This window comes from Brevibacillus fortis (genome assembly GCF_003013395.1).
GTDB classification, from domain to species: Bacteria; Bacillota; Bacilli; order Brevibacillales; family Brevibacillaceae; genus Brevibacillus; species Brevibacillus fortis.
Genome location: NZ_PXZM01000057.1, coordinates 1 through 25,190, shown reverse-complemented (window position 1 = coordinate 25,190; position 25,190 = coordinate 1). Strand labels below are relative to the sequence as shown.

The following is a 25,190-nucleotide window of genomic DNA, read 5'->3' as shown; positions in this document are numbered from 1 at the left end:
GGGGTCAGTGCATTTATTTCATAGCGGACAGTGAATCCCCCCTTGTGGGGCGTAGGCCGAAGCGTTGACTGGAAATGCACTTCTTCCCCCACCACAGCTACATAATAAAACGAAAGCTGCCCTCCCACGAATCAGGAGCGCAGCTTTTCTACTTATCTTCGAAGCTTTTCATTTATCGGTGACTTCAATGTCTGCAAGCACATGTAGCTGATGATCCCGAACAAAATCGTGATAATCATGGAATGAGTCAGCGTAGCGTACAGGTGCAGCTTGTAGATAATTACGAATCCACCGCTGAATACCTGAGCAATGCAAAGAATAAAGCTCAGAATACTTGCACCGTACAGGTCACGCCGTTTTTCCTTGAAATGACGCATACAGTAAAGCATTGTCCCTAACAACAAGAATCCTAACACCATCGCAGCAATTCTGTGGGCAAAATGAATACCGGTCTGCCCGTACAACTCTGGGATGATCTGACCTTGACACAGTGGCCAGTCACTGCATGCCATACTCGAACCCGTATGTCTGACATACGCCCCGAGATATACGACAGCGTACGTATAAGTTGCGACGAACCACATCCAGTTGCGGAAGCCTTTAGATACGGTCGTTTTCACCAGGCTTTGCGTTTTTTCCCGTTGATAAACGAACACACTCAACAAGAACACGCCTGAATAAGCAAGCAAGGAGAATCCGAAGTGCAGGGCCAAAACAGATGAGGACTGTGGCCAAATGACGGCAGAAGCGCCGAGAATGGACTCCACTACGATGAAAAACAAACCAAAAATAGCGAGATTGCGTACTTCTTGGTTGCCTTTGTAATAGCGCCAGCAAAGTACGGAGAAAATCACGACAACAATACCGGCAACACCTGTAATCAGGCGGTGTGAATATTCAATAATGGATGCCAACGTATATTCCGGAACCCATTTTCCGTTGCACAGCGGCCAGTCATTTCCGCAGCCGAGTGCTGAATCTGTCTTGGTAACAAGCGAACCGGCCACCATCACGATAAACATGATCAAGGTAGCAAGAAAAGCTAACGGCTTCAGCCATTTTTCCATAGTAATTCACCCTGTTTCTTGTGAGGATCAAACAACACCTCGTTCTATGTCCTCTTTTACGATAATGAAACATCCCCTGCTAAGCAAGGGATGTTCCGTGAACATTTAGTGAGTGTTTCGTGTCAATAATAGTTGACCATGGTACTAATGACGATCGCTGCACAAAACACGGTCAAATAAAGGATGGAATAGCCGAACAGTTTGCGTGCCCAAGCAAGATCATCCTTGGTCTTGAACCCTTGGAAAAGCAGAACCATGTACACAATCCCCATCACGCCCATGATGAGCAAATACACATAGCCTAAGCTAGCGTGGATGAACAGCAATAAAGAAGCCGGGAACAACACCGAGCCCCACAGCACCATTTGTCGCTTCGTCTCGGCAAAGCCTTTGACTACCGGTAGCATCGGCAGATTACCTGCACGGTATTCGTCTGTTTTCAGCATCGCCAACGCTAAAAAATGGGGAGGCTGCCACAGGAACAAGACCAGGAACAACAGCCAAGCAGTCATGTCCATGGTGCCTGTTACCGCTACCCACCCAATCACTGGAGGAGCTGCACCTGAAATACCGCCAATCACCGTATTGAGAGTGGTCACTCGTTTCAGCGGCGTGTAAATCAATACGTAAAAAATATGACCAATCAATCCCCAAACAGCCGCCAAGGGATTCGCATATACAGCCAGCACAATAACCCCTGCCAGCAGCAAGCCAATTCCTAAGAGGATCGCGTTACGAGCCGAAATTCTTCCGGTCGCTACCGCACGATTTTGCGTCCGCTTCATTTTTTTGTCTAAATCACGGTCGTAGAAATTATTTAAAGCCGCACCTGACATAATGACCAAAGCGGTTCCTAGCATGGTGAAAAGAGCCAGTTTCCAGTTCGGATAACCGTAGGACGCTAACCATAAAGCAGCAAAAGTGGTCATCAAGTTTGACAGGGTAATACCAGGCTTCGTCAGTTGTACGTAATCCTGAAAGGTAGCAGGCCCTACCGGCTGGGTCTGCAAAGAAGCATCGGTATCAAGCGATTCCTGCACGGTCATTTGCTGGTCCACGTTTTGTACCTCCTGTTTCCTTCTATCTGAACATCCGAATCATGACTAATAAACTACCTACATTGTATCCAATGCCCCAAAAACTACTAAAACGATTACTTACCAAAAATTACATCCAGTACTCCAGACGTCTCGCCACCTGGATAAATCCAGTACAGCAGCATATAAACCGCAGCTCCTGTAATCGAGGTGATAAACCAAACAATAGACGTCCAAGGACCGATCTTACGATGAGAAGCATAGTTTTTCGTGTAAGCGAATCTGAGTGTAATCAAGCCCATCACACCACCGACTGTTGCCAGGATGATGTGGAAAAACAAGAATGTCTGATAGATTGGCTTGATGCTGTCTGGCCCGCCAAAATGCGTATTTCCGACGAATGCCGTTCTGGAAACATAAGTGATAAAGAAGATCGTGGCACAGATCGCAGCCCATTTCATAATCTTCATATGCTTTTCTACTTGTTTTTTCGCAATGACGTACCAGCCAATCGCAACGAGAATTCCGCTAATGACGATAAAAGCCGTACTAATCGTAGGCAATAAGAGCCCCATTTTTTCACCTCATTTAACAAACGTATCTGTTGTTCGCGCGTATTTAAAAAGTCGGCTTTTCAGCACCGAAAGATTGATCCATCGGCAAGTCGTCCTGCTTCTCTGCCTTGTACCAATGGTAGAAGACGTAGGCCAGCACACAGCCGTAAACAAGCTCCTGTACCAGCTTCATAATGATTCCGCCAAGACGCTGATCGTTAAACGCATCGAGGCTCTGGAATAGCTGTGGAGCAGCTATATACGTAGCGTACAGCGGTTCCGAGGCAAAAATAATCAGCGCACAGGCTGGCGTAATCAAGACACCGTTTGCAAAAACGTACGACAGTTTTTTCAATCCAGCCAGTTGACGCTTGTTATCAGTCAACGGACTCACAATTGGCCACCACATCGCAAATGCCGCAATCACGAGAATGATATGATAAAACGTCATCCACTCATGATTGATCGCGATGGCATCGAAAATAAACGGAACATGGTAAAACGAAAACAGTGAGTTGAACAACAGCGCTGCCACTAACGGATGTGTCAACGAGTTTAGGATGAACTTCAGCGCTTTCGGACGGAAGATCTTGGCCAAAAGCCATTCAGGCATTGCCAGGAGCATAAGCGGTGGCAGGGCAAAGTACAAAATCGATTGTTGGAGCATGTGCAAACTAAACATGTAATGATGGCCGTAATAACTGATAGGGCTCCCTTGTGCGGCGTAAAACAACACGATTGCCAACACAAAAAGTAATCTTTGCTTGCCAGTCGCCGGTGTAGCGTTTTCAAAACGTTTGTGCATAGGACCTGTTACGAGAAAGTAAACAGTAGTCACGAGCAAGGACAATAGCATCACATCCGGACTCCATAAATCCGAAAAGGTTGCTAATCCGCTAGCTGGTGACATCTCGTGCATTTGATGTGCATTTCCCATGTATTTATCCTCCCTTCTAAATACAAAATCTTGGACTACGCCACACTCGCTGGGCGTCGTCATATGTACGTTTTGTGACAATATGAAATACCAATTTTTATCTATTAAATGTTGCCCTTGATCCAATCTCCATTATACCGTTGATTCCCTTTTTCTTTGTAGACAAAAATGAACAAAGTGTTGAACAATACAGTTCACAAAAAATACATAAAATCCTTGTGAATTGAGTCAGCATAGTGGAGGAGAAGAAAAAGCACAGTTCTCTTCGACTCTGACACGCTAGCATGGGGGATTGACTGTCCGTCTCCACTTCAAAAAGGGGACCGTCGAGCCAAAGCCACCCTACGGGCGGAAGATTCTCAAGGAAGAAGTGTTCGACAAGCGGGTCCCCTTTTTGAAGTTCCAACTGGGTAGGCTTTGTCAAGGTCTACGAGCCCTGTGCTTTTTCTTCTCACCAGCTTTATTAGTTCATCGGTACGTTTTAAAACCATTCCAATATTAAATAAAAAAAGAGTCCAGATCTTGTCTGAACTCTTCTTCCTTTCTTAATCTTACAATCCAAAGGAAACGAACTTGGTTTCCAAATACTCATCCATTCCGTAGCGGCCACCCTCACGGCCGATTCCACTTTCCTTAAATCCGCCAAACGGCGCTTGTGTCTGGGTTGGCGATCCGTCGTTGATTCCAACGATTCCGTATTCGAGGAGCTCAGCCATACGGAAGCAACGCTGATTATCGCGGGTGTACACATAGGCAGCTAGGCCATAACGTGTGTCGTTTGCCAACTGTACGACATCCGCCTCCTCAGTAAAACGCACGAGCGGAACGACAGGACCGAACGTTTCCTCAAAGGAGATTTTCATATCCGTTGTAACGCCAGCAATCAAGGTCGGTTCGCAATAGAAGCCCTTGGCATAATCACCTTCAACCAAACGATTTCCGCCGTATACGACTTGCCCGCCTTTGTCTTTGGCGTCCTCGATATGCTCGAGCACCTTGTTCAAGGCACGCTCGTTCACCAGTGGACCGATCTCCGTCTCTTTCTGGCGACCATCGCCTACCTTCGCACGTTTCAGACGCTCCACCAGCTTTTCCGTGAATGCGTCTGCGACATCCTCGTGAACGTACAAACGGTTCGTGCAAATGCACATTTGACCGGAGTTGCGGAACTTGCTCTCAAACAGACCTTTTACGGCTGCATCCAGGTCAGCATCAGGGAATACGATGAATGGTGCATGCCCGCCTAGCTCCATACTGACGCGCTTCACTTGCTTCGCCGCGCCTTCCATCAGCAGCTTGCCAACACGAGTGGAGCCTGTAAATCCGATTTTGGAGAGCTTCGGATTGTCGATGAATTCTTTCCCAATCGATTCAGGGTTTCCGATGACGAGGTTTACGACCCCTTTTGGAAAGCCAGCCTGCTCAATCAGCTCAAACATGCGAATGGCAGACAACGGCGTGCTTTCTGCTGGCTTTAAAACCACTGTGCAGCCCGCAGCCAAAGCCGGAGCGATCTTACGTGCAACCATGTTCACCGGGAAGTTCCATGGGGTAATCGCCCCTACCACCCCTACAGGCTGACGCAGCACCATGATGCGCTTGTTCGCAACGGAGGATGGGATCGTTTCTCCGTTGACACGCTTGGCTTCTTCTGCGTACCAGACAAAGTTATCAGCGGCACCCAGCACTTCGCCTTTTGCCTCGCCCAAAGGCTTGCCCATTTCAGCAGAGATGATCCCAGCCAGCTCATCACGATTGTTTTTCACCAGCTCGGACAAGTTGTACAAATATTTGGCGCGCTCGCGAGCAGTCAGTCGAGACCAGCTTGCAAATGCCTGATGAGCAGCGTCGATAGCCTTGTTGGCATCACGACTATCGCCGAAGGTTACTGTTCCAACTGTTTCACTTGTAGCAGGATTCGTAATTTGAATGGACTCGCCACTCTCGGCATTCACCCATTCTCCATTAATAAACATTTGCTTGTACTCTCCCATGACATTCGCTCCTCTCAATCTCTCAATAGATTGGTTTTAGGGCCTCAAACGGATTTTTGCAGTGCCGGCAATACAAAATACTTCGACAAGCAGCAGGACCAAACAAATTCTCCATTTGTGTATACGGGGAATCACAGTAGGGACAGGCCACTTCCCATGTATCCCCCGCTTTGAAGTCAAGCGGTGGCGGCGCGATGCCGAAGCCTTTCAACTTATCGCGAGCATCCAAGGCGATGCGATCAGATGTCCAGGCCGGATCATAGACGAACACTACCTGAACCTGATTGATTCCTTCTGCCTCCACCAGCTTTTCTGTGATGTTCTTCTTCATGATCTCGAGTGCCGGACAGCCGACAAAGGTAGGGAGCACCTCGACGTGAACGACGTCCCCATCGACGCGCACTTTGTGAATCATCCCCATCTCTACCATGCTGATCACCGGAATTTCGGGATCCGTTACTTGCTGCAGTAGTTCCCAGCATGTCGCTTCGAGCCCTTCATGCAGTTGCATTTCTTCTTGCGCCATGAGAGAATCACTCCTTTTACCAGCCCGCAGCCGGATCAATGCGATACACTTCAGACAAGGTAGCCAAAGCATGCACCAGATCAGCCGTATGTTCACCGTGACGGCCGCGCTCTTGTGGCATTCCTGGCTCACCCGGCCAATCAAGGCCAGCTTTATCGAAAATGTCTTTGGTCAGCGTCAGCCATTTCTGTTTCAGTTGCTCTTCTTCTGCAATCAGACCAAATTGAACGATATCGACCTGGTTTGGTCCCAGATCAGGGAGCTCCCCGGCATCCTTCCAAACTTTTGCAATCGCTGCCACAAGCCTCTGACGCGCATCAACGGTACTGTTCGCCAATTGCTTCAACCAAACTTGCCAGTGCATGAGATGATAGCGATGCTCTGTCATCATTTTGCGACTGACCAGTGCGAGTGGTGCGTATGACGACTGCGTAAGAGCCTCCAAGCGAACCTGCTTATATAAGCCGTACACATAGCTGCGAACAATCGCATAAGCCCAATCGTAATGAGGATGATCGTTGTATTCACCATCGCCGTTTTTACGCTCTACCAAGATCGCATTGGAAAACGCCTTCGCCTCGCGCAGCTGTGCGAGATCGTCTGCTTTGCCTACCCCTAGTTGCTCAAGCATTTCATAAAACATCACAGCATGGCCCATCATGTCCTGAGACATCGATGAAAACGCCACATCTTCTTCAATATGCGGAGCAAGCCCGAGCCATTCCGATCCGCGATACGCCAATATAAAATCGTCATCAGCAAGCTGGAACAACAGGTTGGTCAAGGCTTTTGCGAATGCCGGATTTTGTTTTGCTGCTTCCACTGTTTCTACATGTAAACGGTCGCCCATGATTGTCTCCCTCCTGCTTAGCTGCCGTTGCCTGCATGCTTCTGTTTTTCTTCGTACTGCTCGCGATGGTGGCGCCATCTCGACTGCAAGTCGCCGTATCCTTTGGTCTCTCGATAGCTCTTGTTGTCGAGTCTTTCCAGGAAAGGACGCTCCTCTGGCGGCAGTCCAAAAATGTCGTCGCGCTTGACTACCCACAAATTAAAACAAGGCTCGCGGCGCAGGAAGTTTTCCCTCGCCATGCTCAATGCCACTTCTTTATTGGGTGCTAACAAACTGAACTGTTGGACGAACGGAGCATTTACACTTTTTTGACTGAATACCTCATATATGAAAAAGTTTTCGTTGCTCATCCACATTCACCTACCCTACTTGTCGGCCGTACGACATAATCGCGTCGCGCACCCATTTGGTTTCCTCATAAGACATTACCCGAAGATTCAGACGGTGAGCGGAGCGTGGTCCGTTCCCCTTGACGATTTGCTTGAACTCTTCCCAGTCAGGCTGTTGGTAGACCCATTTGTCTTCTGCCTCGTCGAAGTGAATCGTATCGTCTGGAACTGTGAAGCCAAGGTGGAAAATGCGAGGCAAATACTTTTTCAGGAATACTTGGCGCAATTCTTCATTGGTCTGTGTACGAATCTTGTAGCGCATGTTGGCTTCCTGATTGCTCGTAATGTTGCCGTTTTCCGGCGGTCCGAAAAACATCAAGAGCGCAGGCCACCAACGATGAATGGCATCTTGCAGCATTTTTCGCTGTTCATCGGTGCCTTCTGCCAGCTCCAAGACGATGCTCTCCCCGTGTTGAGCGTGGAACTTTTCTTCCGCACAGATTCGATGCAGAGCGCGTGCGTAAGGTGCATAAGATGTATCGAGGGACATTGATTGCGTAATGATAGCCGCTCCGTCAACCAGCCAGCCAATGACACCAGCATCTGCCCACGTAGGCGCTTCCATGTGGAATACATTGTGAAATTTCAGTCTTTTCGAAAACAAATCATTTATGATGTCCTCGCGCGTCTTGCCCAATGGCTCAAGCAAGTCTTCGGCAACGCGCAGCAGCAGTTGACCATGCCCCATCTCGTCCTGGACCTTCGCCATAATGGCCAGCTTTCTGCGCAGTGTCGGCGCCTTTGGAACCCATTCTTTTTCCGGCAAGGCACCCATGATCTCACTGATGCCATGCATAGAAATCAGCTTGATCAACTGGTTGCGATAGTCGTCTGGCATCCAATCGTCTGCCTCTATTTTTTCCCCGCGGTCGATTTTCGCTAAAAACGCTTCCAATTTTTCGTTTTCAGTCAGATCGGCCTGTTCGATCCTCGTTTGCATGGAGAAAGCCCTCCTTTTATCAGATATGCATTATGTTAAAATTATAATACGTTTTTATAACGCAATAATAACATATCGTCATACGTTTTTGCAATACGCTTACATAGGAACTCACCTATTCTCCGCGCCCAGTTATTTCTGCTGCCTTTTTCAATTGCTCCGCCATATGCCGCAGCTCTTGCATGACTGCATCCAGCTCCTGTATTCGCGTCGACTGCTGCACGCTGTGATTCATCGTCTTGTCCATTTCGCCAGTTACCGTCCCCACGAGTGCATTCATTTCATCTAATAGACGGAAAATGCCCTTCGCTGAAGTGGCGGTCGTCTGGGAAAGCTGACGGATTTCCTCTGCGACCACGGAAAAGCCGCGACCAGCAGCACCTGCACGTGCCGCTTCGAGGACGGCATTCAAGCCGAGTACATTGGAGCGCGTCGAGATATTGCGGATTAATTCGTTGATCTGGGTCGTCTCTGCAATTTTCAGCCCTAATTGACCCGCTGCATCACTAAGCGTGTGGCTAGCTTGCGCCAAATGATCCGCGTCCTTTGCCAGACTTTCTGTGTGCTGTGCGATATTTTCCAGAGCGTCCGTCAAGTTTTGGGCCAAACCGTGCAGGCGATCCTCTTGGTCGGTTGTCACACCTGTCGCCAAGCAGCCGACTACTTGCCCATTTTCCACGAGCGGATAACCGACAGCGATATACGGAATGCCGTAGAGCTCTTTGGAAATCTTCTTCACGACCCGCTTGCCCTCTTGTACCGCCGTCGCATTGATACTCCCTGGGCGCAATTCGTCTCCTACTCGAATCCCCAGGTTCAAGCCTTGTGCCGGATAATAGGCGAGAAACTTATCCTTGTCGGTAACTCCCACCATACATTCGGACAAAAACGCCTTTTGTAAAATCGGTGCAACTATTAAGACGCTATTCAGCAATTGAGACATCTCTTATCCTCCTACCTTTGTGATGAAAACAACGATTCCCCCCGCGTTCTTCTTCACGACGCGGAGGGAACTAACTGCTTTTCCTTATTGAACGAGCTGGAATTTTCCATCCTTCACTTCAACCATGATCATGCTGTCTTCTGTCAGACCGTTATGATCATCTGTCGTGAACTTGAATTCTCCGGTTACCCCTACATATTTCACCTTTTCCAATACTTCGCCCAGTTTGGATGCATCGCTGCCTGCTTGCTTCAAGCCCTCCACGAGCAAATTCAATCCGTCGTATCCGTATCCCGCGAAGCCGTCTGGCTGTGTATTGTAGGCAGCTTGATAGCCTTCCACGAATTTTTTGATGATGGCAGATTGCGGATCGTCTGCAGCTACTTGTTCAGGGATGAGCAGTTTTCCAGCTACCATCAGGACACCCTCGCCAGAGTTTCCAATCAGTTCGAGGAATTTGCTGTTCGCAGAGCCATGGCTGCTAATGATCGGAATGGTAAGGTTCAGTTGTTTGGCTTCCTTCACAATCGTTGCTGGCCCAGGGTTTGTACCTGCCACAATCAGTGCCTGCGCATCAGTCCCTTTAACCTTGGTCAATTGGGAGCTCATGGACGGATCTTTTGTGCCGTATTTTTCTTCAGCTACAATCGTGATGCCGTATTCAGGGGCATATTTTTGCAATTGCGTCGTCCAGCCACTTCCGTACGGATTGCTGTCATTGAGCGTAGCAATTTTCGTAATGCCTTTTTCCTTCAAATATTTGAAGATGCGTTTCGTTCCGTGTACATCTGTGTGCGGTGTTTTGTAGATGCCCGCACGAACTGGATTGGTGATTTGGTCTGCGGCTGCCATCGAGATCAGCGGGAGCTTTTCTGCTGCGGCATACTCAGCCATCCCGAGAGACGGACCACTACCCGAGGAGCCGAGTACAGCTACGACCTTTTCTTTCGAGGCGAGCTTTTTGATCGCTTTTACCGCTTCTGTATTGTCAGACTTGTCGTCTTCAAAAATGACTTCCACCGGTCGGCCATCCACTCCACCTGCACCGTTGATTTCTTTTACCAACAGCTCTACCGCTTGCTTCTCCGGTACGCCGAGCGGACTGTTCGGACCCGTCAGCGAGAAAATAGCGCCGACCTTGATCGGTTCCTTGCTGGCGCCACCAGTGCCTGACTCTGCTGCTGGCGTCGCGCCGCCTCCACAGGCGCTCAAGAACACGAGCGAAGCGACTGCTGCTGGAAATAGCCATTTTTTGAATGTTCGTTTTTTCATGGGTGTACCCCCTCATGTATGTGGTTGGTCTTGATCAAACTGCTATATTGGCTACACTGCTTCGTGGGAGCTTCCCAAATAAGCAGATTGCACACGCGGGTCATTGCTAATCTCGTCTGCCTTCCCTTCCAGCATGACGGTTCCCGTACTGAGTACGTAAGCCCGGTCGGAAATCGCGAGCGCTGCGCGAGCATTTTGCTCGACCAACAGCACCGTGGTGCCCCACTCCGAGCGAATCTCCTGCACAATCGTCAGGATTTCTTTGGCAATCAGTGGAGCCAATCCTAGTGAAGGCTCGTCCAACAAGAGAAGCTGCGGTCGAGACAAAAGCGCCCTGCCAATGGCGAGCATCTGCTGTTGCCCTCCAGAAAGGGTTCCTCCGAGCTGCCACTTCCGCTCTGCCAAAATCGGAAAGCGTTCGTACACCGTCTCCATTTCTTTGGCAATTTCCTTTTTGCTCGTCTTGGGCATCCGATGCGATGCACCCAGCCACAGATTGTCCTCGACTGTCAACGTGGAAAAAATCTGTCTGCGCTCCGGTACGTGTGCCATGCCCCGGGGTACCACTAGCTCCGCAGGAACACGCGTAATATCCGCCTCACGAAACCAAATCTTGCCTTCCTTTTCGCCGTGCAAACCGCAGATACAGTTCAAAAGCGTCGTTTTTCCTGCCCCATTTGCACCTAACAAGGAGACGATTTCGCCTTCGTTCACTTGCAAAGAAATGCCGTGCAGCACTTCCACTGGACCGTAGCGAGCCGTGATGTTGTCTACTGTAAGGACTGCCTTCCCCATGTTTGTCCACCTCTTTCGCGCTTCATTCTGCACCTAGATACGCCGCAATCACTCGCGGGTTCTCCTGAATCTCACGCGGGGTTCCTTCTGCAATTTTTGATCCTTGATCCAATACAACGATGCGATCCGCAATCGTCATGATCATGTCCATGTCATGCTCCACCAGCAAAATTGCCGTTCCGTTGTCGCGAATCTCGCAAAACATGCGGCTCATCTCCGCCGTCTCAGTATGGTTCAAACCCGCAGCAGGCTCATCCAACAAAAGCAGCCGCGGCTTGGCTACCATCGCGCGGGCAATTTCCATCAGCCGCAGCTTCCCGTATGGCAAACTACCAGCCAGTGAGGATGCTACCTCTGCCAGTCCTACATTCGCTATCCACGTCTGCGCCTGCTCCTGCATCAGCTTCTCTTCCTTGCGTGACTTTGCTAGATTCATGCCGCAGGAAAAGAGACTCGCGCTAGTTTTGGTATGCATGCCGACCATGACGTTTTCCAAGACGGTCATATCGTCAAACGTTTGGAGGTTTTGAAAGGTTCGCGTGATGCCTAATCCGGCATATTCGTAGCCTTGCACACGTGTCAACGGCTGACTACTGAAGCGAATCTCTCCTTCAGAAGGTGGGATCACACCTGACACCATGTTGAGCACGGTACTTTTTCCAGCGCCGTTCGGACCGATCAGCGCGAGAATCTCTCCTTCCCGCACCTGAAAATCTACTTGATTTACTGCCCGTACGCCGCCAAAATCGCGAGAGAGTTTGTGCACATCCAAAAGTGTTGTCATGTGGCAGCCTTCCTTTCCACCTGCTGCTTTCGCTGCGCTTCATCAGCCATGGCCTTCGCCTTTTTCGCCTGCCCTTTTTCAATAGCTGCCCGGATGCGCGGAACCAATCCTTCTGGCATGAACATGATGATCAGCACGAGAATCGCACCGAACACAATCGTGTCCACATCCCCCTGCAAGCCCGGCACTACTTCACTCAGGAGGATCAGCCCTTCACTGATAAAGCCGATTAGGATCGTCCCGATCAAAGCGCCCCAGATGCTTGTCATCCCACCGATGACGACCATCGTGAGAAACTTGATCGACTCATGCAATCCGAACGGCTGCGGATCGAGAATTCCCATGTAATGGGCGTACAATCCGCCGGAAATACCCGCGAACATACCGCTTACCACGAAAGCATTCAGCTTGAACTTGCGGACATCAATTCCCATCGAGGTCGCGGCAATCTCACTTTTGTGAATCGCCCGAAACGCTCTACCGACGCGTGAATTCAACAGATTAAGCGAGAAAAGCAGCACACAGGTAACAACTCCCCAGATCAGAAAGTACATGGACAGCTCGCTGTCACCGAAGAACGTCATCTGCGGAATGCTGATCATCCCGTTTGCTCCACCCGTAACCGGCTCCCATTCCGTTATCCCGATCTGGACGATGTAGCCAAATGCGAGTGTTGCCATCGCGAGGTAGTAACCTTGTAGCCCCGCTATCGCCCTCCCGAGGATAAAGGCGAATAACCCTGGAACAATCGCAGCTGCGATGAGACCGATAAATGGCGGCAGACCGTACTTCGTCGTCAATACTGCCGATGTGTAGGCACCGATCCCCCAAAACGCTGCTTGTCCCAGCGAAATTTGTCCCGCCAGTCCCATCACGAGGCATAGCCCGATGGTTACGATTGCTTGAAGACCGATAATAATTCCGACAGAACGATAGTATTCATCTGGCATAACGAATGGGAAAAGAATCATCAAGAACAGGTAGATCCCCATGCTTTTTCCCCACTTATCGATAATCTGCTTCATCATAGCCCTCCTTTTCCAACGCTGCGTTCTCCAAAGATGCCGGATGGCTTAATTAACAGCATGCCGATCAACACCAGAAAGGCAATCGCGTCCTTCATACCAGAACTGATGTAACCAGCTCCCAGCGACTCGATGATCCCGAGTAAAAAGGCGGCTACGGCTGCACCCAATGGATTTCCCAGTCCGCCAAGAATAGCCGCGGAAAAGCCTTTGATTCCGAGCAGCACGCCGATATCGTAGGACGTTACGGAAAGCGGTGCGATCACGACTCCTGCAATCGCTCCTGTCGCTCCACTGATGGCAAAGGCCAGCATACTCATCTTTGTCGGGCTAATCCCCATCAGGCGAGCTGCCATCGGGTTGACTGAACAGGCGTTAATTTTTTTGCCGAGAATCGTCTTGTCCATCAAATACCAAAGTAAAAAAAGAATGATGAGAACAGCAGCCAAAATCCAGACACTTTGTTGCGCGATCATAACGCCGCCGATGGAAATCGGCTCATTGCTCGTGATCGGTTCGAGTGCAAACGCATCTTTCCCCCAAATAAAGCTGGCAATGCCGCGAATCAAGGTGGAAATCCCTATCGTCAAAATAATCAAACTAATTGGGCTAGCTTTTTTGACGTAAGCGATTACATATTTCTGCATCAAGACCCCGATCAAGGTGACCAAGAGGATCGCGAGCATTGCGGCCAACCCATATGGGAGATTCATGCCAATCAAGGCGACTGTGACCATTCCACCCAGCATCAAAAATTCACCCTGTGCCAGATTAATCACCTTGCTTACGTTGTAAATCGTGATGAAACCAACCGCTACGATCGCGTAAATCCCGCCACTGACGAGGCCGTTTGCAACGTACTGCAGCAATTCCGTCATATTCGTGCTGTACCCCCTTTGTATCGCGTCCACCAAATGCAACCTAAGTAAAACGCTTACATTTTAAATAATGGAAAAAATATTAGTTAAAAAAGACCCTAGACGTGCTAGGGCCTTTCCTTCGTAGCTATCGCCTATGCGGAAGGCGCAGCTTCATACACGGTCTCGAAGAATCGTACTGCCCCTGGGTTCAATAACTGGTAGTAATTTTGGAACAACTGATCCGCCTCTTTGCCTAACCACAGCTCTGGCAACAATTCCTGTGGCAAATCAGGATCGATGAACAAGAACTTTCGGTATTGGTGGACAAGCTTTGTCTTTTCCACGAAGCAATGGCTGTCTTGAGCTTCTTCCCCACTGCTGAGTTTTGCAGAAAGCTGCTCGTATTCTCCTCGGTAGGCATCGATGAAGGCCTTGTATTTTTCATTGATTTCATCGATATCCCAGCATTTCTGCACGAGCTGCTTCGGATTGCTCCAGCCCATGTGCTCTGATGTGAAAATCTCGACATAATCTGTAATCTCGTGCGCTTCCGTCAGGTCCTTCACTCGATCACTGAGGTTATTCGGGCTGATCCATGTGCTGGTCGTCAGCATCCCGAAGCCCATCCAGCCCAGCTCTTTGCGCAGTTGATCCCTCAGTGCTCGACGCTCCTCTGGGATGTTGTAGCTGGCAATGCACCACTTGCCGTCCCACACATCTGTCTCGACCTTATAAATACGCGCCGCTGCCTCTTCCAGCCGCTTTTTGCCGCGCTCGGATACCGAGTAGAAGCTGCGGTTCCCTACTTTTCGCGATTCCAGCCAGCCTTGGCGAAGCATCCGGGAAATCGCTGCACGAACAGCCGGCTCCGACAGTCCGAATTCCCCCATCAGCTTGGTCAGACTACCAATCCAGATTTCGCTTCCATAATGGCGGACGTATTCACCGTAAATTGTAAAAAGCATGGATTGTGGCTTCACGTTTCTTCTACCCCCAAATCGATTCATACCTATATGCTGTGTGAAATTGTACCATATTCTTTAGGAAGTGCGTGAATCGATCGAGAGTATATGACGATAAAATCGTATAACGTAATTTAAACGTAATTATAGTAAAACATTTTAAAAGAGTCAATTTATTCTGTCATATTTATTATTTTCCATTTACTTCCTGGTTGATCTCAGCTTGTAAGTTCTCAAAACGACGCTTGATCTCGTCCTTTTTGAAGATGGCCTGGACGAACGTCCCGAGCCCTACACGATTACGCTTAGTGTCCGCCGTAACCTCGCACACTACGCGTTTTTCGGTAACCTGCACACAGATAGCCCGGAACGTGACCTCCTGACCAATCACTGCTGGGCCGACATGCTTGATATCTACAGCAAATCCCGAGCCCTCTTCATCGGCTTCCAGGTACGGTAAAATGACGCGCCTTCCTGCCCATTCCATGTAATAAATCATGCTGACTGTCGACATCACGGGATGCACGACTTGCCCCTCAAAAACAGGCAGCATGTCCTTTGTCACTGTCACAGTAAATTCTTCCGTCGTACCCGGCTGCAGTCTATCTATCAAGAGTACCTGCCTCCCTATCTGCCCAAGCTACACACGCTCGATAATCGTCGCAATTCCCTGTCCCACTCCAATGCACATCGCTGCCAACCCGTAACGGGCATCACGACGCTCCATTTCATACAGAAGAGTAGTAAGGATGCGCGCACCGCTACAGCCGAGGGGATGTCCCAAGGCAATCGCTCCACCATTTACGTTGACCAGATCAGGGTTTACCCCCAGCTCGCGTACACTCGCCACTGCCTGCGCCGCAAAAGCCTCGTTGAATTCGAACAGATCAATCTGCGCAAGTGACAAACCTGCCTGCTTCAGTACTTTGCGTGTAGCAGGTACAGGCCCGATTCCCATCACGGAAGGTTCGACCCCTGCCACAGCGGATGCGACGATCCTTGCACGAGGCTTCAAGCCGGCTGCAAGAGCCGCTTCCTGTTCCATGATGAGCAGAGCACATGCTCCATCGTTTAGACCGCTGGAATTGCCTGCTGTTACGCTGCCATCCACTTGGAATGCTGGTTTTAGCTTTTGCAGCTGTTCGATGGTCGTCTCGGGACGTGCATGCTCATCATGTTCAAACAGCGTAACCTCGCCTTTGCGCCCTTTTAGCTCTACGGGAACGATCTCAGCATCCCACTTTCCTTCTGCCAAAGCACGTGCATAATTTTGCTGACTGCGCAAAGCAAACTCATCCTGCGCTTCGCGGCTGATTTCGTATTGCTCTGCTACCTTCTCCGCTGTTTCCCCCAAGCTGATTGGTGGATACATCTCTTTCATTTTTTCGTTAACCAATCGCCAGCCCAACGTTGTATCGACCAACTGCTGATTGCCGCGCTGAAAAGCCGTGCCTGGCTTCATCATCACCAGCGGAGAGCGCGTCATGCTCTCTGTCCCTCCTGCGATATATACGTGACCTGCTCCGGCTTTGATTGCATTCGCACTTTGGTTCACAGCCTCCAGACCTGAGCCGCACAGTCGGTTCACTGTCACTCCCGGCACCTCGACAGGCAATCCCGCCAACAGAAGTGACATACGCGCGACATTGCGGTTGTCTTCCCCAGCCTGATTGGCACATCCCATGATGACATCCTCAATCGTCTTCGGATCGATGGAGTTGCGTTCCAGCAGCTTTTGAATCACCAATGCGCCCAGGTCGTCCGGGCGCACATCCTTCAACGCACCACCAATACGGCCGATTGGCGTGCGCACAGCATCTATGATGACAGGTGTACTCATTCTTCCACTCCTCCCATGCACTAGGGCTTGTTTCTATAACGCTTCTACTAACGTGGCCAATCCTTGACCGCCGCCTATGCACAACGAAACGATTCCGTATTTCTTTTGGCGACGTCTCAGCTCGAAAAGAATCGTACCTGCCAGGCGGGCACCGCTCATTCCGAGTGGATGACCCAACGCGATTGCCCCACCGTTTACATTGGTTTTCAGAGGATCCAGTCCCAGCTCGCGCATGCAGGCGAGTGACTGGGAAGCAAAAGCTTCATTTAACTCAAACAGATCGATTTGCTCTACCGTCATGTTCGTTTCTGCGAGCAGCTTGCGAATCGCAGCGACCGGACCAATGCCCATAATGCGCGGATCAACACCAGCACTGACGAAATGAACAATGCGTCCTAAAGGAGCGACGCCTGTCTTTTGCAGCATTTCTTCATTCATCAAGAGCAAGGCCGCTGCGCCATCATTGATACCGGAGGAGTTACCTGCTGTGACGCTGCCATCTTTTCGGAAGGCAGGCCGCAACTTGGACAATGACTCCACACCGGAATCTCTTCTTGGGAATTCATCCGTATCAAACAGCGTTTCTTCCCCTTTTTTCCCTTTTAACGCGATTGGAATGATCTCGTCACGGAACAAACCTGCATCTATAGCGTTAATGGCCCGAGCTTGGCTCTCTGCTGCAAACCGATCTTGATCCTCGCGACTGATGCCGAATTGCTCCGCCACGTTTTCCGCTGTATCTCCCATGGTCAGATCGCCATATAACGAGACAGGAGCAGAACGAGGTCCACCAAAAGACTCGATCAGTGTCTGTCCGCCACGCTGATACGGCTGCTCGAACTTTTCCATGATGTACGGTGAACGAGTCAAATTCTCTACGCCACCGGCCAGCATGACCTCACTATGTCCTGCCTGGATGGACTGCGCAGCCAAATTGACTGCCTCCAGCCCGGATGCACACACCCGATTCACTGTCAGTCCCGGTATAGTGTCGGGAAGCCCTGCTTTCAATAAACCGACGCGGGCTATGTTAATAAACGGCCCGGCCGATATGACGTTTCCCATGATGACCCCATCAACAATCTCACCGGATTGTCCTGCCTTCGCAAGCGCTCCATTCAAGACAATGGCTGTCAGGTCGTCGATGGGGGTGTTCTTCAGACTTCCTCCAAGCTTGCCGATTGGTGTTCGTACTGCTGCTGCTACGTACACATCCTTGTGAGTCATGCTCATTCCTCTACACCCACTTTTTCCTCGTACGTGTAAAAGCCTTGCCCGCTGCGTACTCCGACACGCCCCGCCAGCACCAGCTTTCGCAATAGTGGCGCTGTGCGATAGCGCTCCTCGGCCAGATCGCGTTGCAAGCCTCTCGATATCGCAAAAATCTCATCCAAGCCGATGCGATCTGCCCATTCAAGAGGGCCGAATGGGTAGCTGGTGCCTTTTTTCATCGCGATATCGATATCCGTAGCTGTTGCTGCTTTTTCCATCAAGGTAAAGACGGCCTCGTTGATAATGAGCGTTAAAATACGAGGGAACACGAGACCTACCTCGTCGCTTACGGTTTCCGTCTCTTTCCCCAGTGATCGAAAGAAGCCTTCGGTTGCCTGAATCGTATCCAGCTCCGTTTGCAGGGCAGGGGCAATCTCGATCAGCTCACGATCAACCAAGGGCACGAGTGTCCCAAACCCGCAAACGCGTTCAGGGTGCTGTGTCCAGGACGCTACCTCTGTCGCTGTAATCGCGAGCGAAGTCGTGATAATCGGTACGGTTGGTGGCAACAGGTCATCCAGCTCGCGTACCTGCCTTTTTTTCGCCTGCATATCGACGCTGTTTACTTCCACAGCCAATTCAATCAGCTCCGGTTCAGCCATCGCTTCTGCAAGCGTAAGCACCTGGTAGCCTCTTTCCACCATCAAATGATTCAACTCTGCGTACAGCGGGCTTGTGCCCACGAGCAATACAGCCTTATTTGTTATAATCATAGAAGCCTTCCCCCGTCTTTCTGCCCAAGCTGCCGGACTGAACCATTTGTTGCTGAATCCGGCTAGGCTTAAATCGTCCTTCATGGAAGAAGTCGGTATAGACCGATTTGGTGGTGGCAAAATTGATGTCGATGCCAATCATGTCTTGCAGCTCGAACGGTCCCATTTTGAATCCGCCAGCCAGCTTCATGATGCGGTCAATCTGCTCTACACCTGCCACGTGATCGCCCAGGATACGCAATGCTTCATTATAGTAAGGCCGTGCGATTCGATTGACGATAAAGCCAGGGGTGTCCGTCACCAGAACAGGGACCTTGCCCAACTCTTGCGCAAATCGATACGCCACCTCCACATTTTCCTCGCTCGATTTTTTCCCGCGTATGACCTCAACCAAGGGCATGACGGGTGCCGGATTGAAAAAATGAAACCCGAGAATGCGCTCGGGATGCGATAGCCCCCCTGCAATCTCCGTAATCGAGATGGAGGAAGTATTCGTTAGTAAAAGGGCATCCTCTCTGCAAATCCCAGTCAGCTGGCTGAAAATGCTTTTTTTCAAATCCAGGCGCTCTGGCACTGCTTCGATGACGATATCACTGTCTGCCAACTGCTCCATTTCCGAAACGAGATGGACCAGCTGTAGCGTCTCTGTCATTTCTTGTTCACTGATTTTGTTTTTCTCTACGTCTTTTGTCAGGATCGATTGCAAATAGACAAGCGCTTTGTCCAGCACCGCCTGATTCGCATCCAGCAGCACGACCTGATGTCCTTTACGAGCACAGACGAGAGCGATTCCCGCTCCCATCGTTCCCGCCCCGATGACGCCTATTCTTTTCATACTCACTTGGGCTTGCCTCCCTTCGCCTCTAACGGCCTGTAAAACGAGGCGCACGTTTTTCCATGAAAGCGGTGACCCCTTCCTTATGATCCTCTGTGCTGCCAGCCGCTTCTTGTGCAAAAGCTTCATATTCCAAGGTCTCTTCCAACCCCATCTCAAGTCCTTTGTACATCGTGCGCTTAATCAAACCAATCCCCTTCGTCGGCAGTGACGCCAGCTTGCGCGCATAGGCCAACGCATCCTCCATGAAGCTCTCCGCAGGGTACACCTGATTCACCAATCCGATTCGCAGTGCCTCCTCAGCGGATACCTTTTCCCCCGTCATCGCCAGCTCCAACGCCTTGCCAATCCCGACGATGCGCGGCAAGAAGTAGCAGCCTCCTGAGTCAGGAACGAGCCCGATGTTGACAAAAGCATTGACGAAGGATGCCTTTTCCGATGCCAGGCGAATATCACACGCCAGCGCAATACTCATGCCTGCACCTGCTGCTACACCGTTTACCGCTGCGATGATCGGCTTCTCTGTTTTTTGAAACTGAAGGATCATTGGATTGTAACGATCTCGCAAGAAACCACCGTAATCCACATCTCCTCCTCCAGAAACGTCACTGAGATCCTGACCCGCATTGAAAGCTCGCCCGGCTCCAGTCAGAACGATGCAACGCACATCCGCATCCTTTTGCGCTTGCTTCAGTGCATCGGTGATTTCCTTGTTCATGACGGCTGTAAACGCATTGAATTTGTCCGGGCGGTTCAAGGTCACCACTGCTACGCCTTCTGACACTTCATAAAGAATCGTTTCGTACATGGCCGCCTCCTAATTTCCCGTAAAACGGGGTTTGCGCTTCTCCAGAAAAGCTTGCATGCCTTCTTTCCGATCTTCGCTTGCCAAAAGAAGATAAAAGCTGTTTCGCTCGTAATCCATTCCCTCTTGAAGGGGGAGATCACCAGCTTTGTACACGGCTTTTTTGATTACCTGTACCGCGAGTGGCGGCTGCTGGGCGATTTGCTTCGCCAGCTTGAGCGCTTCCTGATAGTACGCCTCCACTGGCACTACCCGATTGACCAATCCGTATTTCAACGCTTCTTTGGCCGATATCGGTTCACCCGTGAGCAGCATCTCCAGTGCTTTTCGCTCACCTACCACACGCGTCAGACGCTGTGTACCACCAGCCCCAGGCATGACTCCCAGCTTGATTTCTGGTTGACCAATGACGGCTGTCTCAGAAGCGATCACAATATCGCAGTTCATCATTAATTCACAGCCACCACCTAGCACAAAGCCGCTGACAGCACCGATGATCGGCTTGGAGATGAGTGAGATGCGATCCCAAACCGCGAACTGATTGCGCTTCATGATGTCAATGGCTGAAGCTTCCGCCATTTCATTAATGTCGGCACCCGCTGCGAACGCCCTCGCGTTGCCGGTTAGGATGATCACCCGGATGTCCGGGTCGCGGTCCATTTGCTCCAGCTGATCAACCAATTCGTCGACGAGCTGCAAATTCAGCGCGTTTAGAATCTTCGGTCGATTCAACGTAATGATACCGACACCATCTTCACTGGCTACGCTAATATATTCATAGGCCATGAACTGTCACACCCTTTTTTTTACAGGAGTTGTTTTAGATAGCTGCCTGTGATTTGTTCCGGTTGTCCACGACACGAATCGCTTTTCCTTCACTGCGCGTCAAGGAATTTGGTGGTTGCACCCGCAGCACCACGGATACGCCCAACGTATTTTTGATGTGATGACAGATTTCTTTCACCAATGGGGAGAGAGCAGAGCTGTCATTTCCACTGATCTGATTTGCATATGCTGGTGTCAGCTCACAATGCACCTCAAAACGGTCAAGGGCACCGTCGCGTTCTATAACAACCTGGTAGTGTGGAGCCAATTGGTTGAACGTAAGTAGGACGGACTCGATCTCTGTCGGGAACACATTAACTCCGCGAATAATGAGCATGTCATCTACACGCCCCTTGATGCGCGACATCCGCATGGTTGTCCGTCCGCATTTACAGGGCTCAGGATTGAGGGAAGCGATATCACCCGTGCGATAACGCACAACCGGGAATGCTTCTTTCGTCAGCGACGTGAATACGAGCTCGCCCTCTTGTCCGTATGGGAGCACTTCTCCGGTATTCGGATCGATAATTTCTGCGTAGAAATGGTCTTCTGCGATATGCAGGCCATCTTGTACCTCATGACATTCAATGGAAACACCTGGCCCCATCACTTCGCTCAGCCCGTAAATGTCCACCGCTTTAATGTCGAGCTCATACTCCAGCTGTACGCGCATTTCTTCCGACCACGGCTCTGCACCAAAAATCCCGTATTTGACACTCGTCTCGCGTGGATCGATTCCTTGCTTTTTCATCTCTTCTACGATGTTGAGGACATAAGATGGCGTCGCTGCAATGCCACGTGGCTTGAAGTCCTCGATCAACGTAATTTGACGAGGGGTATTGCCACCGGATACCGGCACTGCTACTGCGCCCATGTACTCGATACCGTTGTGCAGACCCAAGCCGCCTGTAAAAAGGCCATAGCCATACGCGTTGTGGAAAATGTCTCCCGGCTCTCCGCCCGCACAGCAGATGGCGCGCGCCACGATCTCCGCCCAATTCTCCAGGTCTTTTTTGGTGTAGCCGACAACAGTCGGTTTTCCTTTTGTCCCGGATGAACCGTGAATGCGTGCTACTTCCTTCATTTCTACTGCAAACAGACTGAACGGATAATTTTCTCGCAAATCTGTCTTTTTCATAAATGGAAGCTTCTGAATGTCTTCGATCGATTGGATATCTTCTGGTTTCACACCAGCCTCATTGAATGCTTTTGTGTGAAAAGGGACGCGCTCATATACGCGTTTGACCGTTTCTTTCAAGCGTGCCAGTTGCAGTTCCGTCATTTTCTCTCTTGGTAGCGTTTCCATTTCTGTATTAAAGATCATGTCGCTTCCCTCATTCCCTTGCGTTATGACTCGGTAGGAGTAGTTATTTGAACATATTACTCGCCCTTAAAAACTGGTTTTCTCTTTTCGCGAAAGGCTTCCAATGCTTCGAGACGATCTGTCGTGGGAATAATCACTTCATAGCACATTGTTTCGATATCTAGACCTGTCTGCAAATCGACACTGCTTCCGCGATCAATGGCTGACTTTGCCTGATAAACCGCCAGCGGAGCATTTGCCAAAATCTCGCTCGCCAGCCCCATTGCCAGCTCACGCAGCTCCTCTGTATCTTTTGCAACAGCATTTACAAAACCGATTTGATACGCTTCCTGCGCTTGGATGCGCCTGGCAGTCAGGATCAGCTCCTTTGCCTTGGAAGGTCCGATCAAGCGAGACAACCGCTGCGTACCACCCGCTCCAGGAATGATGCCCAAGCTCACCTCTGTCAGACCCATTTTGGCATCAGCGACTGCATAGCGGAAATCACAAGCCAGCGCCAGCTCAAAGCCTCCGCCAAAAGCAAATCCATTGATCATGGCAATGGTCGGCTGCGGAAGTCTCTCCAACGCAGTAAATACATCGCGGATTTTGCGAACATTGCGGCGCACCTGCTGTTCCGTCAATGTACGTCGCTCCTTCAGATCTGCCCCTGCACTAAATGCTCGCCCTTCTGCCTTCACGATGACCACGCGAATCTCTTTTGCATCCAGACGCACCTGTTCGATCAAGTTTCCCAGGCGCTCCAATGTATCGTAGTTCAGTGCATTCAGTTCTTCTGGACGATTCAGCGTGATCAGTCCTATATGTCCTTCACGTTCAAAGCGAACGCTCTCTTCCATCATCAACGTCCTCCTTGTGCAGCCGGGTTGACCCGCGCATACGTGCCTGTGGCAAAAGCCACGAGCTTGCCATCACAAGTCACGCGTGCTTCCATCACAATCAAGCTTTTTCCTTGTTTCAATACGTGGGATTGTGCCTCTAGTACCTCACCGCGAGCAGGGTGCAGGTATTGAATCTTGCTCTCCACCGTCACACATTGTTGTACACCATCCACATGAGGTGCTGCCCCATGCCCCATTGCCACATCGGCCAAAGTCGCCGTAACGCCTCCGTGTACGACACCTTCGATGCTATTGAACAGCTCGGGGCGAATTTTCAGTGCTACCTTACAGCCCTGTTCATCTCGGTGCACGACTTCTATGCCCAGGTAGTGGTTGAATCGATTACGGATCTCCACTGACATCTTTGCCCCCTTTCTCGTATCGTCTTGAAACAGTGAAAGGAGCCTAAGCACATGGCATTCGGCATCCTTTCTCCGTTTTATTTTCGCAGTCAGTTATTCGGATTCGTCGATTTCAACGAAGTAATCACTTTTTCGATAAGCTAGTGCATCCAGTGTCGCTACCAAGCCATGCTCCGTTTCTACGCGGATGCGATACCAGGCTGTGCGATTGTTTTTCTTCTCTTCGGTCGCGGTTGCCACCAAGCGATTCCCCTTCATGGCAGCAGCCAAAAATCCGATGTTCATCGACAGTGCTACAGACGTTTTGCCATAGGAATTACAGGCCGCTGCAAAAACAAAGTCTGCCAGGGAGAAGATGATTGCGCCATGAGCGGTGCCGTGCGCATTCAGCATATGCTCGGCAACTGTGACTTCCGCAGTCGCCGTTCCTTCTCCCAGCTCAATCAGCTTGATGCCCAAAAATTGTGCAAATGGATCTTGCTTTAGCTTCTCGCAAATCTCTGCGTAATGCTTCTGATGGAGCGCTTGTTCGTCTATCAATCTTTTCGTGGACATGATTAAACTACTTCAGCGAAATGCATGGACACAATCGGTCCAGCGAAGCCACGGAGGTCTTTTCCTGCTGCTCGACCCTCTGGCGATGATAACGCTTCCATCAATGCTTCTTTCGATTCAAAGTACATTTCTGCCATCAGATGCAGGTCAGATTCTCCCATTGGCGTTCCGTAGATTTTGCTCACTTCCATTTTGATCAATCCAGGCATTTTTTCTGCCAATGGGCCATGTACCTCGAAATAATGCTTGTCAAAAGCATCGATATCTTCGGGCTTGCGATAAATTGCTACCAATTTCACCATCATGATCCCTGCTTTCCTCAGATTATCGTTACAATGTGTGACGACTAATTTGTATAACGTTATTTTAACGCATGTTAATATTTTTATTATATAAAGCCTTTGTGACAGGTGCAAGTATTTTTAAAAAAGCGAGAAAACTCTGACTGATTTATTTCCTCCTTTCCTTCATGTTTATGACTGGGAAAAGGCTGACAGAATAGGCTTTGATGGGGAATCTGTCCAGCTTTTGTGGTCGGGGGAAGCCCTGCCACATGTTTTCCAGTCGCCTGTATCCTCTCTTCGTTCGGGCGGTCTCCTTCCAAACATGTGACAGGACTTTCGAACAGCTGTGGTTCCCTTCGATTTTCCAAGCATTTGCGGTGGTATTTCAAGGAGTCTTCCTTGATTTAACTTTCTCGATATTTGAGTAAAAGCCACGTGGGAAGAAGCGAATTTCCAGTCCAAGCGCCTCTGGAGCCCGACCTAGCTCCGGAAAAAATGGCGGGGAATTTCAGCTTCACTTATGAAAAACCTCCTCGAAACCTCTACGTTTGAAGCGCTC

The 25,190-nt window shown here is 50.1% G+C and carries 28 protein-coding genes; all 28 read right to left on the bottom strand.

The genetic code is table 11. The features are described 5' to 3' along the window. Positions 1–152 precede the first annotated feature (152 nt). Positions 153–1,067, bottom strand: coding sequence for a COX15/CtaA family protein (locus tag C7R93_RS28450; RefSeq protein WP_106841942.1), 915 nt, complete (start codon positions 1,065–1,067; stop codon positions 153–155). A gap of 122 nt (positions 1,068–1,189) precedes the next feature. Next, positions 1,190–2,125 (bottom strand): heme o synthase, encoded by a 936-nt coding sequence (cyoE, locus tag C7R93_RS28445; RefSeq protein WP_106841941.1) that lies wholly within the window; start codon positions 2,123–2,125, stop codon positions 1,190–1,192. Between the two features lie 95 nt (positions 2,126–2,220). Continuing rightward, a complete protein-coding gene (locus tag C7R93_RS28440) occupies positions 2,221–2,679 on the bottom strand; it encodes a DUF420 domain-containing protein (protein ID WP_106841940.1) in 459 nt (152 codons plus the stop codon). Between the two features lie 43 nt (positions 2,680–2,722). Continuing rightward, positions 2,723–3,595, bottom strand: coding sequence for a cytochrome c oxidase assembly protein (locus C7R93_RS28435; RefSeq protein ID WP_106841939.1), 873 nt, complete (start codon positions 3,593–3,595; stop codon positions 2,723–2,725). A 551-nt stretch (positions 3,596–4,146) separates the two neighbouring features. Next, positions 4,147–5,589, bottom strand: a complete 1,443-nt coding sequence (locus C7R93_RS28430; RefSeq protein WP_106841938.1) for an NAD-dependent succinate-semialdehyde dehydrogenase — start codon at positions 5,587–5,589, stop codon at positions 4,147–4,149. Between the two features lie 22 nt (positions 5,590–5,611). Next, the gene (paaD, locus tag C7R93_RS28425) at positions 5,612–6,115 is read right to left on the bottom strand and encodes a 1,2-phenylacetyl-CoA epoxidase subunit PaaD (RefSeq protein WP_106841937.1); all 504 of its coding nucleotides are present in this window, start codon (positions 6,113–6,115) and stop codon (positions 5,612–5,614) included. Positions 6,116–6,131: 16 nt separating this feature from the next. After that, on the bottom strand, positions 6,132–6,965 hold the full coding sequence (paaC, locus tag C7R93_RS28420; RefSeq protein ID WP_106841936.1) for a 1,2-phenylacetyl-CoA epoxidase subunit PaaC: 834 nt from the start codon (positions 6,963–6,965) through the stop codon (positions 6,132–6,134). Positions 6,966–6,982: 17 nt separating this feature from the next. Beyond that, positions 6,983–7,315, bottom strand: coding sequence for a 1,2-phenylacetyl-CoA epoxidase subunit PaaB (paaB, locus tag C7R93_RS28415; RefSeq protein WP_015893218.1), 333 nt, complete (start codon positions 7,313–7,315; stop codon positions 6,983–6,985). Between the two features lie 10 nt (positions 7,316–7,325). After that, the gene (gene paaA, locus C7R93_RS28410; protein WP_106841935.1) at positions 7,326–8,294 is read right to left on the bottom strand and encodes a 1,2-phenylacetyl-CoA epoxidase subunit PaaA; all 969 of its coding nucleotides are present in this window, start codon (positions 8,292–8,294) and stop codon (positions 7,326–7,328) included. Between the two features lie 115 nt (positions 8,295–8,409). Then, positions 8,410–9,237 carry a methyl-accepting chemotaxis protein gene (locus C7R93_RS28405; RefSeq protein WP_106841934.1) on the bottom strand — a complete coding sequence of 276 codons (828 nt, stop codon included), beginning with the start codon at positions 9,235–9,237 and terminating at the stop codon, positions 8,410–8,412. Between the two features lie 84 nt (positions 9,238–9,321). After that, positions 9,322–10,509 (bottom strand): ABC transporter substrate-binding protein, encoded by a 1,188-nt coding sequence (locus tag C7R93_RS28400; protein ID WP_106841933.1) that lies wholly within the window; start codon positions 10,507–10,509, stop codon positions 9,322–9,324. Between the two features lie 51 nt (positions 10,510–10,560). Then, complete coding sequence (locus tag C7R93_RS28395; protein WP_106841932.1) at positions 10,561–11,304, bottom strand: ABC transporter ATP-binding protein; 744 nt, start codon at positions 11,302–11,304, stop codon at positions 10,561–10,563. A 22-nt stretch (positions 11,305–11,326) separates the two neighbouring features. Next, positions 11,327–12,088, bottom strand: coding sequence for an ABC transporter ATP-binding protein (locus tag C7R93_RS28390; protein WP_106841931.1), 762 nt, complete (start codon positions 12,086–12,088; stop codon positions 11,327–11,329). Next, positions 12,085–13,113 carry a branched-chain amino acid ABC transporter permease gene (locus C7R93_RS28385; protein WP_106841930.1) on the bottom strand — a complete coding sequence of 343 codons (1,029 nt, stop codon included), beginning with the start codon at positions 13,111–13,113 and terminating at the stop codon, positions 12,085–12,087. Before C7R93_RS28385 ends, C7R93_RS28390 begins: the two co-directional genes overlap by 4 nt. After that, positions 13,113–13,991, bottom strand: coding sequence for a branched-chain amino acid ABC transporter permease (locus C7R93_RS28380; RefSeq protein WP_106841929.1), 879 nt, complete (start codon positions 13,989–13,991; stop codon positions 13,113–13,115). Before C7R93_RS28380 ends, C7R93_RS28385 begins: the two co-directional genes overlap by 1 nt. A gap of 134 nt (positions 13,992–14,125) precedes the next feature. Then, positions 14,126–14,953, bottom strand: a complete 828-nt coding sequence (paaX, locus tag C7R93_RS28375; RefSeq protein ID WP_106841928.1) for a phenylacetic acid degradation operon negative regulatory protein PaaX — start codon at positions 14,951–14,953, stop codon at positions 14,126–14,128. 172 nt (positions 14,954–15,125) lie between these two features. Then, complete coding sequence (locus C7R93_RS28370) at positions 15,126–15,548, bottom strand: thioesterase family protein (protein WP_106841927.1); 423 nt, start codon at positions 15,546–15,548, stop codon at positions 15,126–15,128. A 27-nt stretch (positions 15,549–15,575) separates the two neighbouring features. Next, positions 15,576–16,775, bottom strand: a complete 1,200-nt coding sequence (locus C7R93_RS28365) for a thiolase family protein (protein WP_106841926.1) — start codon at positions 16,773–16,775, stop codon at positions 15,576–15,578. A gap of 33 nt (positions 16,776–16,808) precedes the next feature. Next, positions 16,809–18,008: a thiolase family protein gene (locus tag C7R93_RS28360; protein ID WP_106841925.1), complete on the bottom strand. Its 1,200-nt coding sequence runs from the start codon at positions 18,006–18,008 to the stop codon at positions 16,809–16,811. Then, on the bottom strand, positions 18,005–18,760 hold the full coding sequence (locus tag C7R93_RS28355; RefSeq protein ID WP_106841924.1) for a 3-hydroxyacyl-CoA dehydrogenase family protein: 756 nt from the start codon (positions 18,758–18,760) through the stop codon (positions 18,005–18,007). The genes C7R93_RS28360 and C7R93_RS28355 overlap by 4 nt, the downstream gene beginning before the upstream one ends. Continuing rightward, complete coding sequence (locus C7R93_RS28350; RefSeq protein WP_106841923.1) at positions 18,744–19,601, bottom strand: 3-hydroxyacyl-CoA dehydrogenase family protein; 858 nt, start codon at positions 19,599–19,601, stop codon at positions 18,744–18,746. Before C7R93_RS28350 ends, C7R93_RS28355 begins: the two co-directional genes overlap by 17 nt. A gap of 22 nt (positions 19,602–19,623) precedes the next feature. Then, on the bottom strand, positions 19,624–20,403 hold the full coding sequence (locus C7R93_RS28345; protein WP_106841922.1) for an enoyl-CoA hydratase-related protein: 780 nt from the start codon (positions 20,401–20,403) through the stop codon (positions 19,624–19,626). Positions 20,404–20,412: 9 nt separating this feature from the next. Then, the gene (locus tag C7R93_RS28340) at positions 20,413–21,186 is read right to left on the bottom strand and encodes an enoyl-CoA hydratase-related protein (protein WP_106656163.1); all 774 of its coding nucleotides are present in this window, start codon (positions 21,184–21,186) and stop codon (positions 20,413–20,415) included. A gap of 34 nt (positions 21,187–21,220) precedes the next feature. After that, the gene (gene paaK / locus C7R93_RS28335; RefSeq protein ID WP_106841921.1) at positions 21,221–22,549 is read right to left on the bottom strand and encodes a phenylacetate--CoA ligase PaaK; all 1,329 of its coding nucleotides are present in this window, start codon (positions 22,547–22,549) and stop codon (positions 21,221–21,223) included. Positions 22,550–22,605: 56 nt separating this feature from the next. After that, on the bottom strand, positions 22,606–23,391 hold the full coding sequence (locus C7R93_RS28330; protein WP_208637860.1) for an enoyl-CoA hydratase-related protein: 786 nt from the start codon (positions 23,389–23,391) through the stop codon (positions 22,606–22,608). Next, complete coding sequence (locus C7R93_RS28325; protein WP_106841920.1) at positions 23,391–23,792, bottom strand: PaaI family thioesterase; 402 nt, start codon at positions 23,790–23,792, stop codon at positions 23,391–23,393. Before C7R93_RS28325 ends, C7R93_RS28330 begins: the two co-directional genes overlap by 1 nt. 93 nt (positions 23,793–23,885) lie before the next feature. Continuing rightward, positions 23,886–24,347 carry a PaaI family thioesterase gene (locus C7R93_RS28320; RefSeq protein WP_106841919.1) on the bottom strand — a complete coding sequence of 154 codons (462 nt, stop codon included), beginning with the start codon at positions 24,345–24,347 and terminating at the stop codon, positions 23,886–23,888. A gap of 2 nt (positions 24,348–24,349) precedes the next feature. Then, positions 24,350–24,649 (bottom strand): EthD family reductase, encoded by a 300-nt coding sequence (locus C7R93_RS28315; protein ID WP_007723387.1) that lies wholly within the window; start codon positions 24,647–24,649, stop codon positions 24,350–24,352. Between the last annotated feature and the right edge of the window lie 541 nt (positions 24,650–25,190).